The organism is Pseudonocardia sp. ICBG162 (assembly GCF_020496225.1).
Classification (GTDB): Bacteria; Actinomycetota; Actinomycetes; order Mycobacteriales; family Pseudonocardiaceae; genus Pseudonocardia; species Pseudonocardia alni.
Genome location: NZ_JAHLJD010000031.1, coordinates 44,800 through 62,612, shown reverse-complemented (window position 1 = coordinate 62,612; position 17,813 = coordinate 44,800). Strand labels below are relative to the sequence as shown.

Below are 17,813 nucleotides of genomic sequence, written 5' to 3'. Positions count from 1 at the left end.
AGCCGGGTGTGAACCAGGTGATCGTCTCGACCCCGGAGACCGCGGCCCGGCGGTACTCCCTGCTCCTCACGACCGACGACGGCGACGTCGCCGCGGCGCAGGCGCTGCGGCACCGGGTGTTCGCGGGTGAGCTGGGCGCCCGGCTCGACAGCCCCGTCCCCGGCCGCGACGTCGACCGCTTCGACGCCCACTGCGACCACCTCGTGGTCCGCGAGGACGCCACCGGCGAGATCGTCGGCACCTACCGGATGCTCCCGCCGCAGCGGGCGCGCGCCGCGGGCGGCCTCTACGCCGACGGCGAGTTCGACCTCACCAACCTCGACCCGCTGCGCCCCGGGATCGTCGAGACCGGGCGCTCCTGCGTGCACCCCGACCACCGCGGCGGCGCCGTCGTCGGGCTGGTGTGGGCCGGGCTCGCCCGCTACATGCTGCTCACCGGGCACCGCTGGCTGATCGGCTGCGCCAGCGTCTCCCTCGCCGACGGCGGCACCCAGGCCGCCGCGGTCTGGGACCGGGTCCGCGCGAAGCACCTCGCGCCCGAGGAGTACCGCACCGTCCCGCACCGCCCCTGGGACCCGACCGGCGCACCCGCGGGCCGGGGCGGCGGCATCCCGCCGCTGCTGCGCGGCTACCTGCGCCTGAACACCTGGGTATGCGGGCCGCCCGCGCACGACCCGGACTTCGGCGTCGCGGACTTCCCGGTGCTGCTGGGGATGGACCACATCGACCAGCGCTACCTGCGCTTCTTCCTGGGCGAGGACGCCGCCGGGGTGACGGGCGCATGACCCTCGCCGCCGGGCCGGAGGGCGACGCCGGCGCGCCCCTCCGCCCGCGCCGCCGGTTCCGTCCGCGCGGCCGTGCCTCCGCCGTCCCGTCCGCCGGGGCCGCGGTGCTGTCGTCCGCTCCGCCGGCTGCCCCGGTGGTCCCGGCGACGGGGGACCCCCGTGGTGCCGTGCACCACCCGGCCCGCGCCGCCCTGCGGACCCCGGTGCACCCGCTCGTCGACCACCCCACGCACCCGCCGGCACCGCCCGCGTCGCGGCGTCCCGGCGGGCCGTGGGCGGCCTGGTCGCCGTGCACCCCGCAGGAGTGCCTGCCCCCGCGTGCGACGACCGGCACGCTGCGCCTGGCCCGCCGTACCGCGGCACTGCTCTCGGTGCTGGCGGTGGCCGTGACCGTCGTCCCGGCCGCCGCGCTGCTCGGCGCCCGCGTGCTGGACCCGGTCCTGCGGGCGTTGCACCGCGCGGTGCTCCGCGCCGCCGGGGTCCGGCTCGTCGTGCGCGGCGGGCCGCTCGCGCCCACGGACGGGCGGGGCGCGCTGGTCGTGGCCGACCACACGTCGTGGATCGACATCCCGGCGCTCGGTGCGATCGGACCGGTCACCATGCTCGCCAAGCGGGAGGTCCGGGACTGGCCGCTGATCGGCGCGCTCGCCGCCCGCATCGGCACCCTGTTCGTGCACCGCGAGGGCCTGTCCCGGCTGCCCGGCACCGTCGCCACCTGCGCCGACGCGCTGCGGGACGGCACGCTGGTCGGTGTCTTCCCCGAGGCGACGACGTGGTGCGGCGCGATCTCCGGGGACTACCGGCGCGCGCCGTTCCAGGCCGCGATCGACGCGGGCGCCCCGGTCCGGCCGGTCACCGTCGCGATCACCACCCCGGACGGGCGGCCGACGACGGCCGCCGCGTTCGTCGGCGAGCAGACCCTCGGCGACACCGTCGGCCGGGTGCTGCGGCTGCCCGGCCTGGTCTGCGAGGTCACCGTGGGCGAGCTCGTCGAGCCGGGCCCGCACACCGACCGGCGCGCGCTGGCCGCCCGTGCCCGCGACCGGGTCCGTCACCCGCGCCCGGCCACGACCGCCACGGCCGTGTGAGACGGACGGTCGTCCACGACGGGTTCGGCACGCACCGCTGTCAGGACGGGGTCTACCCTGGAGGCCGATGACGTACCTGGACCACGCGGCGACCACACCGATGCTGCCCGCTGCCGTCGCCGCCATGAGCGACGCGCTCGGCCGCACCGGCAACGCGTCGTCGCTGCACTCGTCGGGCCGCCGCGCCCGGCGCGCGGTCGAGGAGGGGCGCGAGCGGATCGCCGAGGCGGTCGGCGCGCGCCCGTCCGAGGTCGTGTTCACGACCGGCGGCACCGAGAGCGACAACCTCGCGGTCAAGGGCCTGTTCTGGGCCCGCCGGGCCGCGGACCCGCGCCGCACCCGGGTGCTGGTCTCGGCCGTCGAGCACCACGCGGTCGTCGACGCGGCGGAGTGGCTGGCCACCCACGAGGGCGCCCGGCTGCGGCTGCTCGAGGTGGACGCGACCGGCCGCGTCCACCCGGAGACGCTGCGCGCCGCGCTCGCCGAGGACCCGGACGGGAACGCCCTGGTCTCGGTCATGTGGGCCAACAACGAGGTCGGCACCGTCAACCCGGTGCGCGAGCTCGCCGCCGTCGCCCACGAGTTCGGGGTGCCGTTCCACACCGACGCCGTGCAGGCCGTCGGCATCCTCGACGTCGACTTCGCCGCGAGCGGCGCCGACGCCCTCACCCTCACCGGGCACAAGCTCGGCGGCCCCTACGGCGCGGGCGCGCTGCTGCTCGGCCGCGAGGTCACCTGCACCCCGCTGCTGCACGGCGGCGGCCAGGAGCGCGACGTCCGCTCCGGCACCCTGGACGTGCCCTCGCTGGCCGGGCTGGCGACGGCCGTCGTCGAGTCGGTGGCCGCCGCGCCGCGCCGCCGCGTGCACCTGGCCGGGCTGCGCGACGAGCTGGTCCGCGTCGTGCGCACCGAGGTGCCCGACGCGGTCCTGAACGGCGACACCACCGACTCCCGGGTCGACGGCGGTCCCGGCAGGCTGCCCGGCAACGCGCACCTGTCGTTCCCCGGCTGCGAGGGCGACAGCCTGCTCATGCTGCTCGACGCCAACGGCATCGACTGCTCCACCGGCTCGGCCTGCACCGCAGGCGTCGCCCAGCCCAGCCACGTGCTGCTGGCGATGGGCGCCGACGAGTGCACCGCCCGCGGGTCGCTGCGCTTCTCCCTGGGGCACACCAGCACCTCCGCCGACGTCGCCGCGGTCGCCGGGGCCATCGGGTCGGTCGTGGAGCGCGCCCGCAACGCGAGCCGTCGCACCCCCGCGTCGGTCACGGGCTGAGCCGTGCGGGTCCTCGCTGCGATGAGCGGCGGCGTCGACTCCGCGGTGGCCGCCGCGCGGGCGGTCGCCGCCGGGCACGACGTCGTCGGCGTGCACCTCGCGCTGTCGCGCACCCGCGACGCGATGCGGTCCGGGTCGCGCGGCTGCTGCTCCAAGGAGGACGCGGGCGACGCCGCCCGCGCCGCGGACGTCCTCGGCATCCCGTACTACGTCTGGGACCTGTCCGAGGAGTTCACCCGCGACGTCGTGGACGACTTCGTCGCCGCCTACGCCGCGGGGGAGACCCCGAACCCCTGCCTGCGCTGCAACGAGAAGATCAAGTTCGCGGCGGTGCTGGACCGGGCGCTCGCCCTCGGCTTCGACGCCGTCTGCACCGGCCACTACGCCCGGCTCGACCCGGCCGGGCCGGTGCTGCGCCGCTCGGCCGACGCGGGCAAGGACCAGTCCTACGTGCTGGCCGTGCTGCGCGCCGACCAGCTGCGGCACGCGATGTTCCCGGTCGGCGACACCCCCAAGCCGGAGATCCGGGCCGAGGCCGCCCGGCTCGGGCTGCGCGTCGCCGGGAAGCCCGACAGCCACGACATCTGCTTCATCCCCACCGGCGACACCCGCGGCTTCCTGGCCGACCGCCTGGGCGCCGCCCCCGGCGCGCTCGTCGACGCCGCCTCCGGCGAGACCCTCGGCACCCACGACGGCGTGCACGGCTTCACCGTCGGGCAGCGCAAGGGCCTCGGGATCGACCGGCCGGCCGCCGACGGCCGCCCCCGCTACGTGCTCGGCATCGAGCCGGTCAGCGGCACCGTGCGGGTCGGCCCGGAGGCCGCGCTCGACGTCACCGCGATCACCGCGCGCACCCCCGTGTGGACCTCGGGCGCGGCGCCGGACGCACCGTTCGGCTGCGTCGTGCAGGTCCGCGCGCACGGCGGCACCGCACCCGCCACGGTCACCCCGCTCGACTCCGCCGTGCAGGTGGAGCTGTCCGAGCCGCTGCGCGGTGTCGCCCCGGGGCAGGCCGTCGCCTTCTACCGCCCCGACGACGACGGCGACGTCGTCCTGGGGTCGGCGACGATCACCGGGACGGCCTGACCGAGGTCGCCCGGCCGCGTCCGGCCGGTGGCACCTGACCGACCCGGCCCGCCGTCGCCCGTGCGCCGAGATGCACCCCAGCGGGCCGCGCGGAGCCGTTCCAGCCCGCTGACCTGCATCTCGGTGAACCCGGGCCTGTCGCACCAACCCCAGCGAGAGCACTGCTCTTGCTTCTGTGCGTCAAACGGTGAACACTGCTCTCATGACGAACCAGCGCTCTCAGATCCACTACCTCGCCCCCGGCCGCATCACCCGCCGGGTGATGAACCCCCTGGTCGCCGGGCTGACCCGGCTCGGCCTCCCGCTCGCCGGCTCCGCGGTGCTCGGTGTCCGCGGCCGCCGCTCCGGCGAGGTCCGCACCACGCCGGTCAACCCGCTGCGCCACGACGGAGCCCGCTACCTCGTCGCCGCGCGCGGCGAGACCCAGTGGGTGCGCAACCTGCGCGTCGCAGGGGAGGCGGAGCTGACCGTCGGCCGTCGCACCGAGCGGGTGGCCGCGACCGAGCTGACCGAGCCAGCCGCCGTCGTCCCGGTGCTGCGGGAGTACCTGCGTCGCTGGGCCTGGGAGGTAGGGGCGTTCTTCGACGGGGTCGACGCCTCCTCGTCCGACGCCGAGATCGCCGCCGTCGCCCACCGTCACCCGATCTTCGTCCTGGCCGCATGATCCTTCTCCGCGGAGCCGGGAGCGCCTTCCCGGGCGCCGTGGGCTCCGGGGAGAGGGATCACCGGAGCGACGGACGCGGTGATCGGTGAGAGGCTGTCGCCATGAGCGACCGTGACTACCGAGCACCCGGCCTGCTGGTGCGCCGCGTCCTCAATCCGCTGGTCGGGGCCCTGGCTCAGCGCGGCATCACCCTGGGTGACACGGCCGTGCTCGCCGTCCGCGGCCGGCGCAGCGGCACGGTCCGCACCGTCCCGCTGACCCCGGTCCTGCTCGACGGGACCCGCCACCTCATCTCGCCGCGCGGTGAGACCGACTGGGTCCGCAACCTGCGCGCGGCCGGCGGGAGCGCCGAGCTGCGCGGCCGTGGGGGAGCGGAGCCGGTGTCCGCCACCGAGCTCGACGCCGCGGCGGCCGTCCCCGTACTGCGCGCCTACCTGCGCGGACTCGGCCGGGCCGCCGGGATGCTGTTCGACGACGTCGGTCCCGCCTCCACCGACGCCGAGCTCGCCGCCGCCGCACCCCGCCACCCGGTGTTCGCCCTGGGGTGACCGCCAGGATCCGATGCCGAGCTCGCCGCCGCACCCCACCACCGGTGTCCGCCCTGCGGTGATCACCAGGAGTGGAGCGCCAGGCGCAGTCCACCCGACGCCGCACTCCACTCCCGGCGATCGTGCCCGCCGACGCCGGACCGGGGGCGCACGCACCCGGACGGGACGGCGGAGGACACTGGGGGTGTGACCGTCCCGGACCCCACCGACCCGCTGGTCGCCGCGCTCGCCGCCGCCGGACTCGGCGACGTGCGTCCCGGTGAGACCCTCCCGCCCCCGCCGCGCATCGAGGTCGTCGACGACGCCCCCGCCGAGCCCGCCGCGCCCCGCGCCCTGTGGCCCGCGGGCGTCGGCACCGGCGTCGGCTCACTGCCCGGCACCGACGTCCGCGAGGCGTGTGCGCTGGTCACCGGCGAGAACCCGGAGTTCCCGGCGCTGCCCGAGCTGCCCGCCCGCGGTGTCGGCGCGGACATGGTCGGCCGCACGGCCGGGCTGCTCGTGGATCTCGCCGTCGAGGTCGTGCCGACCGGCTGGCGGGTCACCGCCCACCCCGGGCGCGACCTGCGCCGGGCCCGCGACCTGATGTCCGGCGACCTGGACGCCTTCGACGACGCCTGCGACCGCATCCGCCCGTCCTGGGTGAAGGTCCAGGTCACCGGCCCGTGGACGCTCGCCGCCTCGGTCGAGCTCGCCGCCGGGCACCGGGTGCTCACCGACCGCGGCGCCGTCCGCGAGTTCGCCGCCAGCCTGACCGAGGGGCTGCGCGCCCACGTCGCCGAGGTGGCGCAGCGGACCGGGGCGACGGTCGTCGTCCAGCTCGACGAGCCCGGCCTGTCCGCCGTGCTCGCCGGATCGCTGCCGACCGCGTCCGGCTACGGCACCGTCCGCTCGATCGCCGCGCCGGACGCCCAGGACCTGCTCCGGGACCTGATCGCCGGCATCGACGCCCCGGTCGTCGTGCACTGCTGCGCGGACCGCCCGCCGATCCGACTGCTCGCCGGGACCGGTGCGGCCGCGGTCGGGATCGACGCGACCCGGCCGGCGTTCGCCGGGGCCACCGCCGAGCCGCGCGCCCTCGACGCGATCGGCGAGACCTGGGACAGCGGTGTCCCGCTGTTCCTCGGGCTGCTGCCCGGCACCGCGCCGGCCCGCGAACCGGCGATCGGCGACCTCGCCCGCATCGGCTACGACCTCGCCGACCGGCTGGGCTTCGACCGGCCGCGCCTGGTCCGGCTCGCCGTCCCGACGCCCGCCTGCGGGCTCGCCGGGGCGACCCCGGCCTGGGCGCACCGCGCGCTCGCCCTGTCCCGCGAGCTGGGGAAGGCCTTCGCCGACCCCGACGAGGTCCCGCCCGCCGACGAGCGCTGACCCCTCGCACGCGCTGCGCGCCCTGCGATGCACCGACCCCCGCCAGCTGATCCACTCCGCGCGCGCGTCCGGACGCGCGCGCCCAACGGATCACCGCGCGCCCAACGGATCACCGCGCGTCAGATGGATCACTGGGCGGCGGAGGGATCACGGTGCGGCGGGTGGATCGCCGTGAAGCGGCCGGAGGGCGGTGCGGAGAGGATCACCGCCCTCCGCGCGCTGATCCAATCCTCGCGCGCTGATCCGCTCCGCGCGCGTGTCCGGACGCGCGCGGCGGGCGGATCACTGCGCGGCGGACGGATCACTGCGCGGCGGACGGATCACTGCGCGGCGGACGGATCACCGCACGGCGGGCGGATCACCGCGCGGTGAGGAGGGACCCGCGCCGGTCAGCGCTGCCCGTTCACCTGCTCCGGGCGCACCGCGAGCACCAGCAGCCCACCCGCGACGAGCACCCCGCCGAACAGGTACAGGCTGCTCGCGGTCGACCCGGTGGCGTCGGAGACGAGTCCCACCAGCGAGGTGCTCACGGCTCCGGCGACGTTGCCGATCGAGTTCACCAGGGCGATCCCGGCGGCCGCCCCGACGCCGGACAGCAGCGCGGCGGGCAGGCTCCAGAACGCGGCCTGGGCGCTGGAGACCGCCGCCGCGGCGACGGTCAGCGCCACCAGGGCGAGCACCGTGCTGGACTGGGTCAGCCCGACCGCCACCAGCCCGAGCCCGCCGACGACGGTCGGGACCGCGGTGTGCCACCGTCGCTCGCCGGTGCGGTCGCCGTGCGTGGCGACCGCGATCATCGCCACCACGGCGACCAGGTAGGGCACCGCCGACAGCAGGCCCACGGCCACCGTGGACTGCACGCCGCTGCGGGACAGGATCGTCGGCAGCCAGAAGCTGATCGTGTAGATCCCCAGCGCCACCGCGAAGTAGATCCCGCCGAGCAGCCACACCACCGGGCTGCGCAGGGTGTCGCGGACCGAGGCGTGCGCGCCGGGCTTGGCGTCCTCGTCGGCGGCGACGGCGGCCGCCACCAGGTCGCGCTCGGCGGGGGTCAGCCAGGTCGCGTCGGCCACCCGGTCGTCGAGCCTGCGCAGCACGACCAGGCCGAGCAGCACCGCCGGGACCGCCTCGACGACGAACATCCACTGCCAGCCACGCAGGTCGCCGACGCCGTCGAAGACCTGCATCAGCCAGCCGGACAGCGGTCCGCCGACGATCGTCGCGACCGGGATGGCCGCCAGGAACAGCGCGGTGATCCGGCCACGGCGGTGTGCCGGGAACCAGTAGGTCAGGTACAGCAGGATCCCGGGGATGAACCCCGCCTCGGCGACGCCGAGCAGGAACCGCAGCAGGTAGAACGTGCCGGGGGAGCTCGCCAGCGCCATCATCCCGGAGACCAGCCCCCAGCTGACCATGATGCGGGCGATCCAGCGGCGGGCGCCGACCCGGTGCAGGACGATGTTGCTCGGCACCTCGAAGAGGATGTAGCCGACGAAGAACACGCCGGCCCCGATGCCGTAGACGGCGTCGGAGAACCAGAGCTCGTCGTCCATCTGCAGGCGTGCGAAGCCCACGTTGACCCGGTCCAGGTAGGACACGGCGTAGCAGACGAACAGCAGCGGGACGAGCCGGAGCGCGACCTTCCGGTAGACCCGGTCGTCGGCGGTGCGTTCGGGGGTGCGGGCGGGGTCGGGACGTGCGGCCATGACCGGTCTCCTCGGCGCTGAGGGTTCTCGACGGCGACCACCATCGACATTCTGAATTCAGAAGTCAACCGTGGGCCGGGACCGGCTCGCGATCACACGGGGCTCAGGAGGCCGCGGTGTCGGTGTCCCCGGAGTGCTCGGCCGCGAGCGCCTCCAGGATGAGCTGCTCGCCGTGTTCGGCGTGTCGGCGGGCCAGTGCCTCGGCCCGGTCGGCGTCCCCGGCGACGACGGCGGCGAAGATCGCCGAGTGGTCCTCCCAGACCCAGCGGGGCGCGCTCCCGCGGAACAGCAGCTCGCCCATCACGCGCTGCACGTTGCGCCAGATGACCGCGGCGCTCTCGACCAGCAGCGGGTTGCCCGAGTGCTCGGTGACGAACCGGTGGAAGTCGATGTCGGCGGCGACCATGCCCGCGTAGTTCTTGTCGGTCTCGGCCCGCTGACCGGCTGCGACCAGCGAGAACCCGTACGACGCCTGGTCCGCCGTCAGTCGCCCGGCCGCGCTGCGGGCGGCGTAGCCGTCGAGCACCGCGCGCAGTCCGTAGAGGTGGCGGACGAAGTCGGCGTCGACCGGTGCGACCTCGAGGCCGCGCCGGCCGAAGTCGCGGAGCATGCCCTGGTTGCGCAGCAGCAGCAGGGCCTGCTGCACGGGCTGGCGCGACACCGAGAAGCGCTCGGCCAGCTGCTCCTGGCGCAGCGGGGTCCCCGGCGTCAGCTTGCCGGTGCAGATGTCGTCGACGATCGCGTCGTAGACCTGCTGCACCCGCGAGGGCGGGGCCGGGAGGGCGGTCATCGGGCCGGTCCTTTCGCGCCGTGAGATGTCCCGTGGGACAACGGATCGAGCTTACCCAGCGGCTGATTCACCAGTCCTTCCGGTTGACTTCTGAATTCAGTATGCCCACAGTCGGTGGCGTACGTCACCCGGCCGTCGTCGCCCGAGGAGGCCCGCTCGATGCCCGAGCACCCTGCGCCCGAAGAGGCGCGCACCGCCGCCGCACTGGTGGCCCGGTTCCTGTACGAGCGCGGGGTCCGCCGCGTGTTCGGTCTGCAGGGCGGGCACATCCAGCCGATCTGGGACCAGCTGGCCCGCCTCGGCGTCGCCATCGTCGACGTCCGCGACGAGGCCGCGGCCGTGCACATGGCCCACGCCCACTCCGAGCTGACCGGCGAGATGGGGATCGCGCTGGCCACCGCGGGGCCGGGCGTGACCAACACCGTCACCGCGGTCGCCAACGCCTCGGTCTCGCGGATCCCGCTGATCCTCATCGGGGGCTGCCCGCCGCGGCCGCAGGCCAACAAGCACCCGTTGCAGGACATCGCGCACACCGCGATCCTCGCGCCGGTCACCCGGCAGAGCCGCACGCTGCGGGTCGCCGACGAGGTGCTCCGCGAGTGCGACGAGGGCTGGTCCCGCGCCCTCGGCGACGCGGGCGAGCCCGGGCCGGTCTACCTGGAGATCCCCACCGACGTCCTGCGCGAGACCGTGCCGCCCGCGGTCGTGCTCGACGAGCACCTGCGCGCCCCGGTGCGCCGCCGCGCGCTGCCGCACCCGGCCGACGTCATGGCCGTCACCGAGCTGGTGAACGCCGCGCAGCGCCCGCTGGTGATCACCGGTCGCGGCGCGCGCACCGCCCAGGAGGCGCTGCTGCGCTTCCTCGACGCCTCCGGCGCCGCCTACCTCGACACCCAGGAGGGCCGCGGGCTCGTCCCGCAGGACCACCCCGCGGTCGTGGGGGCGATGCGGAGCCGGGCGATGCGCGAGGCGGACCTCGTGGTCACCGTCGGGCGTCAGCTCGACTACCAGCTGGGCTTCGGCTCGCCCGCCGCGTTCCCCGACGCGCGCTGGGTACGGATCTCCGACACCGCGAGCGAGCTGTTCGACAACCGGCGCGGCGAGGTCGAGATCCTGGCCGACGTCGCGTCCACCCTGGACGAGCTCGCCGGTACCGCGGCCGGCGACGGCACCTGGCGCGACGGGCTGCGTGAGGCGCACCTGGAGCGGTCCTCGGGCTACCGAGACAAGCTCGCCTCCACCCCGCCCGGCGGCGACGGCCTGATGCACCCGAACCACATCTTCGCCGCGCTGCACGACATCGACCTCGACGGCGCGACCGTCGTCGCCGACGGCGGGGACCTGCTGTCCTTCGCCCGGCTCGGCGTCCCGCCGCAGGCCCGCTACCTCGACGCCGGCGCGTTCGGCTGCCTCGGGGTCGGCGTGCCGTTCGCGATCGCCGCGGCGCTCGCGAACCCGGACCGCCCGGCGATCACGGTGACCGGTGACGGCGCGTTCGGCATCAACGCGATGGAGGTCAACACCGCCGTCCGGCACGGTGCGCCGATCGTCGTGATCGTCTCGAACAACGCCGCCTGGAACATCGAGCGCTACGACCAGGCCGAGAACTACGGCCTCGTCGTCGGCACCGAGCTGGAGCACAACGACTACGCCCGGCTGGCCGAGGGACTCGGCGCGCACGGCGAGCGGGTCACCGAGCCCGGGCAGATGGCCGACGCGCTCAAGCGGGCCATGGCCAACGCTCCGGCCGTGATCGACGTCGTGACCAGCCGCGACGCACCGTCACCCGACGCGGGCAAGGGCCTGGGCTGGGTGCCGGACTACCAGGCCCTCACCCCCTGGAACGACGCCGAGATCGAGCGGAGGAAGGCATGAGCCCGCAGATGGAGGAGTGGCACTTCCCGGCAGGCTACGACCAGAGCTACCTGCCGGACCCGGAGAGCCCGTACTGGTTCCCGCACCGGGAGACGATGGACCCCGCCGAGCGCGACGCCGCGGTGCTGGTCCGGCTGCAGGAGGTCCTGCGCTACGCCTACGACAGCTCACCGTTCTACCGGCGCAAGTACGACGAGGCCGGGCTCGACGTCCGTGACGTCACCACCTGGGAGGCGTTCGAGCAGGTCCCGGTCGTCACCAAGCAGGAGCTGCGCGCCTCCCAGGAGAACGCCCCGCCGTTCGGTGACTACGTCTGCGTCGACGACGCCGAGCTGCACCACATCCACGGCACCTCGGGCACCACCGGCACCCCGACCGCGTTCGCGATGGGCCGCCGGGACTGGGAGGTCATCGCCGACAACCACGCCCGCATCCTGTGGGGGATGGGCGTGCGTCCCGGCGACACCGTGTTCGTCTCCGCCCTGTTCTCGCTCTACCTCGGCTCCTGGGGCGCCATGTCCGGAGCGGAACGCCTGCGCTGCAAGGTGTTCCCCTACGGCGCCGGTGCCTCCGGGATGACCGCCCGGGCCGTGCAGTGGCTGGCCCGCACGACGCCGAAGGCGTTCTACTCGACGCCGTCCTACGCGCTGCGCCTCGCCGAGGTCGCCGAGCAGGAGAAGGTCGACCCGCGCGAGTTCGGCATCGACGTCATGTTCTTCTCCGGCGAGCCTGGAGCCTCGGTCCCGACGGTCCGCAAGGCGATCGAGGACGCCTTCGGGGCCCGGGTCGTCGACTGCGGCACGATGGCGGAGATGACGCCGTTCATGTCGGCGTCGGCCACGCAGGGCAGCCCGGACGGGATGCTGCTGTGGCAGGACATCGTCTGGCACGAGGTCTGCGACCCGGCCACCTTCCGCACCGTCCCCTACGGCGACGAGGGCACCCCGGTCTACACGCACCTGGAGCGCACCTCGCAGCCGATGATCCGGCTCGCGTCCAACGACCTGACCCGCTGGGAGATGGGCACCAACGGCTGCGGGCGCACCTACCCGCGGCTGCCCGCCGGGGTCTACGGCCGGATCGACGACATGATCCACATCCGCGGCGAGAACGTGTACCCCACCGAGATCGACAACGTCCTGCGCGAGATCGAGGGCTACGGCGGCGAGCACCGCGTGCACGTCACCCGCACCGGCTCGATGGACGAGATCGTCGTCAAGGCGGAGTGCGCGCCCGAGCACGCCGAGCGCTTCGAGAGCGCCGCCGGGAGCGGGCTGCACCGCGTCGTCGGGCTGCGGGTGGGGGTCGAGGTCGTCGCGCCCGACACCTACGAGCGCAGCGAGCACAAGGCCCGCCGCGTCATCGACGAGCGCGAGCACACCAAGCGTCCCTGAACAGGCGATCCCTGTACCCCCGTGGCAAGGAGGCCACCGAGCATGTCCGTCACCACCCACGCACTGACCCTCGACAGCGACGCCCGCACCGCCGACCAGGTGGCGATGTTCGTCGACGGCGAGTTCGTCCCGGCCGCGGCCGGCGCGACCTTCCCGACCGTCGACCCGAACACCGGCCGCACCATCGCCGAGGTCCCGCGCGCCGACGGCACCGACGTCGACCGCGCCGTCGCGGCGGCGAAGCGGGTCGCCGTCGAGTGGCAGTTCACCGACGCGATCGCCCGCGCCGCGCTGCTGCGCAACCTCGCGGCGCTGGTCACCGAGCACGCCGACGAGCTCGCCCGGCTGGAGGCACTCGACTCCGGGCACTACCTCGCCAAGGCGAGCGAGCTCATGGGCGCCATCCCGCTGTGGCTCGACTACTGGGCGAGCCTGGCCGACAAGGTCGGCGGGCGCACCATCGAGGTGCCCGGCAACAAGCTGTCGTTCACCCTGCTCGAGCCGCTCGGCGTGACCGCGCACATCGTGCCGTGGAACTACCCGCTGCTGATCATGGTCCGGTCCTGCGCCCCGGCGCTCGCGCTCGGCAACACCTGCGTGGTGAAGCCCGCCGAGGACACCTCGCTGTCGGCGCTCAAGTTCGCCGAGCTGGTCAAGGAGGCGGGCTTCCCGGACGGCGTGTTCAACGTCGTCACCGGCTACGGCACCGAGGCCGGCGCCTCGCTGGCCGCGCACCCCGACGTCGCGGGCATCACCTTCACCGGCTCCACCGAGACCGGGAAGACGGTCGCCAAGCTCGCCGCCGACCACGTCGCGCAGGTCAACCTGGAGCTCGGCGGCAAGTCCCCGACGATCGTTTTCCCCGACGCCGACCTCGACGACGCCGTCGAGGCCGCCGTGCAGGGGTTCTGCTCGCACACCGGGCAGGTCTGCGTCGCCGGGACCCGGCTGTTCGTGCACGCCGACGTGCGCGACGAGTTCCTGGCGAAGCTCACCACCCGCCTGGAGCAGACCCAGGTCGGTGACGGCTTCGCCGAGGGCACCCAGATGGGGCCACTCGTCTCGCAGAAGCAGTACGACCGCGTCCGGGACTACATCGAGATCGGCAAGACCGAGGGCACCCTGCACTACGGCGGCGGCCGCCCCGCCGGAGCGCCCGAGGGCGGCTACTTCGTCGAGCCGACGGTGTTCGTCGACGTCGCCCACGACGCCCGGATCGCCCGCGAGGAGATCTTCGGCCCGGTCGCCTCGGTGCACACCTGGACCACCGAGGACGAGCTCGTCGAGGCGGCCAACGACTCGATCTACGGCCTGTTCGCGGTGCTGCTCGGCAGCGACATCAAGCGGCTGCTCTCCACGGCCCGCCGGCTCCAGGTCGGCGGCGTGATGATCAACGACTGGTTCGGCGAGCTGCCGATGACCCCGCACGGCGGGCACAAGCAGTCCGGCACCGGGCGCGAGGAGGGCCTCGAGGCCGTCCACGGATACACCCAGGTCAAGCACGTCAGCGTCAACCTCGACCCGTCGCTGCGCGCCGGCAGCGACTGGGCCGGCGCCCCGCTGTAGGAGAGGAGACCCACGATGAACGACGCACCTGCTCCCTTCGGAGCACCGGCGGAGACCGCGAACCCGGGCGAGGCCGGCGGGTTCTTCGAGAGCGGCCGCCCGCGGATCGGCGGCCTGCTGAACCCGATCCGGTTCGACGGGACCCAGACCGCGGTGCTGAACGCCGTCGCCGACACCCTCATCCCGCCGGACCCGGCGTGGCCGACCGCGAGCGAGGTCGACCTCGTGACCTTCGTCGGCCGCTACGTCACGCCGTCCGGGTACCGCAACAAGCACTTCCCGTTCGCCGAGGAGGACGCGTTCAAGGCCGGTCTCGACCGGCTCGGGCAGTCCTTCGTGGACGGTGACGTCGTCGCCCGCACCGAGGCGGTCGCCGCGCTGGAGAAGGCCGAGGACCCGCTGTTCGAGCAGCTGCGCGCACTCGTCTACTACGGCTACTACTCCCGGCCCGTCGTGACGCTGGCGATCAACCGCAACCTGCCCGCCGGGCGCGACTACCACGGCCCGCCGCTGCCCTACGGCTACCTGCAGACCACCGAGCCCTGGGACGAGGACCTGCTCACGCAGGCCCAGGAGCACGGCTCCTACCTCGAGACCGACGACGTCGTGCGCGTCGACCTGTCCCAGCTGTCCTGGACCAAGTGAGGAGTACGTCATGGCTGCCTACGAGGAGACCGACGTCCTGATCATCGGTGCGGGCCCCGGCGGGGCCGGGATCGCGCTGAAGCTCGCGAAGGCCGGGGTGAAGGTGACCTGCCTGGAGCAGGGGCCGTGGGTCACCCCGAGCGACCACCCGCACTACCACGACGAGTGGGAGCTGGAGAAGCAGCGCGGCTGGGCCTACGACCCCAACGTCCGGCAGCTGCCCGAGGACTACCCGGTCACCGGCGTCACGACGCCGTACATGATGAACAACGTCGGCGGCTCGACGATGCACTACGCGGGCCACTGGCCCCGCTACAAGCCCGTCGACTTCCGCAAGGGCACCGAGCACGGCCTCGAGGGCACGATCGACTGGCCGATCAGCTACGAGGACCTCGCCCCGTTCTACGACGAGAACGACGAGATCTACGGCATCTCCGGCCGCATCGGTGACCCGTCCTATCCGGACCGCAAGCAGGCCGTCCGTGACCCGGAGGTGCTGCCCGGCAAGCTCGGGCTCAAGTACGCGAAGGCCTCGCGCGACCTGGGCTGGCACTGGTGGCCGTCGGACAACGCGATCATCACGCGGGACCGGGAGAACCGGCAGGCCGACCAGGCGATGGGCAACGAGCTGTCCGGCTCACCGACCGGGTCGCTGTCCACCCCGTCCAACGCGCACTGGCCCTATGCGATCCGGCATGGCGCGGACCTGCGCACGATGGCCCGGGTCGAGCAGATCAACGCCGCGAACGGGAAGGCCACCGGGGCGACCTACATCGACCGCGACACCGGCGACCGGCACGAGATCCGGGCGAAGATCGTGGTGCTCGCGGCCAACGGGATCGGGTCGCCGCGGCTGCTGCTGCAGAGCGCGCAGAAGGGGCATCCGGACGGGCTGGCGAACTCCAACGGCATCGTCGGCAAGTACCTGATGCACCACGTCTTCGCGTTCTGCGACTCGTGGTTCGACGAGCCCATCGAGGGCTACAAGGGCAGCTTCGGCGCGCCCCTGTACAGCCACGAGTTCTACCACACCGACGTGAGCAGGGGATTCGTCAACGGCTTCGGCATGCAGGTGGCGCGCAGCTTCGGGCCGGCCTACGCCGCGATGGGCACGCACACCGGCTACACCGCACCGTGGGGCGAGCGGCACCGCGAGTTCTTCGACGGCCACTTCGCCAACCACCTGATGGTCTTCATGTTCGGTGAGGACCTGCCGGTGGAGACGAACACGGTGACGTTGAACCACGACGTGACCGACAGCTCGGGCCTGCCCGCGGCACACGTGAACTACGAGCTGCACGCCAACGACATCGCGCTCGCGGAGTACGGGATCGACAAGATCTTCGAGGCCACGCGGGCGGTCGGGGCGGTGGAGACCAACGACACCGGCGTGCTCTACCCGCCGCCGGCCTGGCACCTCATGGGCACCTGCCGGATGGGGAACAACCCCGGCGACTCGGTGCTCAACAAGTGGTGCCAGACCTGGGACGTGCCGAACCTGTTCGTCTGCGACGGCAGCACCCTCACCACCGGGGCCGCGGTCAACCCGACGAGCACCATCGGCGCGCTGTCCCAGCGGACGGGCGAGTACATCCTGCGCAACTGGGACGCGATCGTCGCCCAGACGACGACACCGTCCAACGCGGACGCGCCGGACATGTGAGGCCGGGCCGGGCCGGCGCCGCGTGGCGCCGGCCCGGTGCCGCTCAGTTCAGCTTGCGGGTGCCCTCGGGCAGACCGCCGCCGGCGTAGACGTCCTCGGCGAGGCCCGCCAGCGCGGTCAGCGCCACGTTCTGGCTCCACGGCCCGTAGGACACGCGGGCGACGCCCAGCTCCTGCGCGGTCTTCAGCGGGATCGACCCGGGGATGCCGATCAGGTTGACCCTGCGCTCGCCGAGCGCCTCGACCAGGCGTCCGACCTGGGTCTCGTCGAGCTTGCCGGGCACGAAGAAGTTCGACGCGCCGGCGTCGAGATAGGCCTTCCCGCGCTCGATCGCGTCGGCCAGTACGGCCTCGGGGTCCTTGTCGCCCGCCTTGAGGAACGCGTCGGTCCGGGCGTTCAGCACGAAGTCCACGCCCGCCGACTCCGCCGCGGCGACGGCCGCCTCGACCGCCTTCACGGCGTCGGCGAGCGGCTTGACCTGGTCCTCCAGGTTCGCCCCGACGATGCCGACGTCGATCGCGCGGGCCACGGTGCCGCCCGGGTCGCCGTAGCCGGCCTCCAGGTCCGCGGTGACCGGCAGGTCGCCCGCGACCTTCGCGATCAGCCCGACCTCGGCGATCATGAGGTCGCGCGGGATGTTCTCGCCGTCCTCGTAGCCGCGGGAGGCGGCGATGCCGTGGCTGGCGGTGGCCAGGGCCTTCGTGCCCGGCGTCTCGGCGACGACCTTCGCGGTGATCGCGTCCCAGACGTTGACGACGAGCAGCAGCTCGGACGCGGCGTGCAGCTCCTGCAGCTTCGTGGCCTTCTCGGCGGTGGAGGTCATGCGGCCACCGTAGGACGGTTCCGGGGAGCCCGCCGCGTACCCAGAACTGAGGATCTGTCGTGTCCCTGACAGCGGTGGGGCCGTCCGACCCCGATTCTGGTGCCGTGCTCCGAGACCGGTCCGACACCCGACACCCGACCACCCCGCGGGGTGGCCTCGGGTCGTCCGCGCTCGTACTGGGAGCGCTGGGCTCGGTGTTCGTCGCCGTCGCGATCGCGCTGTCCGCGGTGTCGCCGCTGACCGTCGCCGGTCTCGCACTCGCCTCCGCCGGGGTGGTCCTGACCGTCGGGGGTCTGGTGCTCGGCACGCTGGGCGCGGTCCGCGCCTGCCCGGGCCGGTCCCGCACCGCGATCTCTGCCGCAGGACTGTCGGTGGCCGGGCTGGCCGGCGGGCTGATCTGGCTGGCCGCGTTCGTGATCCTCGCCGTCACCGGGCCGGGGCCCGCCCCGCTCGACGGCACCGACACCACACCGGCCTGTGCGCCGGACGTCTGCCACACGCCCTGACCTGCGGGGCCGGCCGACCGGCCCGATCAT

General features: G+C 74.1%; 16 protein-coding genes. 13 read left to right on the top strand and 3 right to left on the bottom strand.

What is annotated here, in order from left to right:
- Positions 1 to 17: 17 nt before the first annotated feature.
- The 7 genes from KPL60_RS25235 (at position 18) to KPL60_RS25205 (ending at position 6,815) form a co-directional block, all read left to right on the top strand.
- Positions 18 to 785 carry a GNAT family N-acetyltransferase gene (locus tag KPL60_RS25235; protein WP_226350631.1) on the top strand — a complete coding sequence of 256 codons (768 nt, stop codon included), beginning with the start codon at positions 18 to 20 and terminating at the stop codon, positions 783 to 785.
- A complete protein-coding gene (locus KPL60_RS25230; RefSeq protein WP_226367415.1) occupies positions 782 to 1,873 on the top strand; it encodes a 1-acyl-sn-glycerol-3-phosphate acyltransferase in 1,092 nt (363 codons plus the stop codon). Before KPL60_RS25235 ends, KPL60_RS25230 begins: the two co-directional genes overlap by 4 nt.
- 67 nt (positions 1,874 to 1,940) lie before the next feature.
- Complete coding sequence (locus KPL60_RS25225) at positions 1,941 to 3,149, top strand: cysteine desulfurase family protein (protein WP_226350162.1); 1,209 nt, start codon at positions 1,941 to 1,943, stop codon at positions 3,147 to 3,149.
- Positions 3,150 to 3,152: 3 nt separating this feature from the next.
- Complete coding sequence (gene mnmA / locus KPL60_RS25220; RefSeq protein ID WP_226367414.1) at positions 3,153 to 4,235, top strand: tRNA 2-thiouridine(34) synthase MnmA; 1,083 nt, start codon at positions 3,153 to 3,155, stop codon at positions 4,233 to 4,235.
- 202 nt (positions 4,236 to 4,437) lie between these two features.
- Positions 4,438 to 4,899 carry a nitroreductase family deazaflavin-dependent oxidoreductase gene (locus KPL60_RS25215; RefSeq protein WP_226367413.1) on the top strand — a complete coding sequence of 154 codons (462 nt, stop codon included), beginning with the start codon at positions 4,438 to 4,440 and terminating at the stop codon, positions 4,897 to 4,899.
- A gap of 101 nt (positions 4,900 to 5,000) precedes the next feature.
- A complete protein-coding gene (locus KPL60_RS25210) occupies positions 5,001 to 5,447 on the top strand; it encodes a nitroreductase/quinone reductase family protein (protein ID WP_226367412.1) in 447 nt (148 codons plus the stop codon).
- Between the two features lie 333 nt (positions 5,448 to 5,780).
- On the top strand, positions 5,781 to 6,815 hold the full coding sequence (locus KPL60_RS25205; RefSeq protein WP_226368232.1) for a methionine synthase: 1,035 nt from the start codon (positions 5,781 to 5,783) through the stop codon (positions 6,813 to 6,815).
- A gap of 389 nt (positions 6,816 to 7,204) precedes the next feature.
- On the opposite strand, the gene KPL60_RS25200 is transcribed toward KPL60_RS25205, so the two are convergent.
- Positions 7,205 to 8,521, bottom strand: coding sequence for an MFS transporter (locus tag KPL60_RS25200; RefSeq protein ID WP_226367411.1), 1,317 nt, complete (start codon positions 8,519 to 8,521; stop codon positions 7,205 to 7,207).
- A gap of 103 nt (positions 8,522 to 8,624) precedes the next feature.
- Complete coding sequence (locus KPL60_RS25195) at positions 8,625 to 9,311, bottom strand: GntR family transcriptional regulator (RefSeq protein ID WP_226367410.1); 687 nt, start codon at positions 9,309 to 9,311, stop codon at positions 8,625 to 8,627.
- Between the two features lie 114 nt (positions 9,312 to 9,425).
- On the opposite strand from KPL60_RS25195, the gene KPL60_RS25190 reads away from it, so the two are divergent.
- From KPL60_RS25190 to KPL60_RS25170, 5 genes are read left to right on the top strand one after another with little or no spacing between them, the layout of a single operon-like run.
- Positions 9,426 to 11,186 (top strand): thiamine pyrophosphate-binding protein, encoded by a 1,761-nt coding sequence (locus tag KPL60_RS25190; protein ID WP_226367409.1) that lies wholly within the window; start codon positions 9,426 to 9,428, stop codon positions 11,184 to 11,186.
- Complete coding sequence (locus KPL60_RS25185) at positions 11,183 to 12,580, top strand: phenylacetate--CoA ligase family protein (RefSeq protein ID WP_226367408.1); 1,398 nt, start codon at positions 11,183 to 11,185, stop codon at positions 12,578 to 12,580. The genes KPL60_RS25190 and KPL60_RS25185 overlap by 4 nt, the downstream gene beginning before the upstream one ends.
- 42 nt (positions 12,581 to 12,622) lie before the next feature.
- Entirely contained in the window at positions 12,623 to 14,146 is a 1,524-nt protein-coding gene (locus tag KPL60_RS25180; RefSeq protein ID WP_226367407.1) for an aldehyde dehydrogenase, read from the top strand.
- A gap of 15 nt (positions 14,147 to 14,161) precedes the next feature.
- Positions 14,162 to 14,791 (top strand): gluconate 2-dehydrogenase subunit 3 family protein, encoded by a 630-nt coding sequence (locus KPL60_RS25175; protein ID WP_226367406.1) that lies wholly within the window; start codon positions 14,162 to 14,164, stop codon positions 14,789 to 14,791.
- Between the two features lie 10 nt (positions 14,792 to 14,801).
- Entirely contained in the window at positions 14,802 to 16,454 is a 1,653-nt protein-coding gene (locus KPL60_RS25170; protein ID WP_226367405.1) for a GMC family oxidoreductase, read from the top strand.
- A 43-nt stretch (positions 16,455 to 16,497) separates the two neighbouring features.
- Here KPL60_RS25170 and KPL60_RS25165 read toward each other — a convergent pair whose 3' ends face one another.
- Complete coding sequence (locus KPL60_RS25165) at positions 16,498 to 17,277, bottom strand: isocitrate lyase/phosphoenolpyruvate mutase family protein (protein WP_226367404.1); 780 nt, start codon at positions 17,275 to 17,277, stop codon at positions 16,498 to 16,500.
- Between the two features lie 104 nt (positions 17,278 to 17,381).
- On the opposite strand from KPL60_RS25165, the gene KPL60_RS25160 reads away from it, so the two are divergent.
- Entirely contained in the window at positions 17,382 to 17,783 is a 402-nt protein-coding gene (locus tag KPL60_RS25160; protein ID WP_226350174.1) for a hypothetical protein, read from the top strand.
- The last annotated feature ends 30 nt before the right edge of the window (positions 17,784 to 17,813 follow it).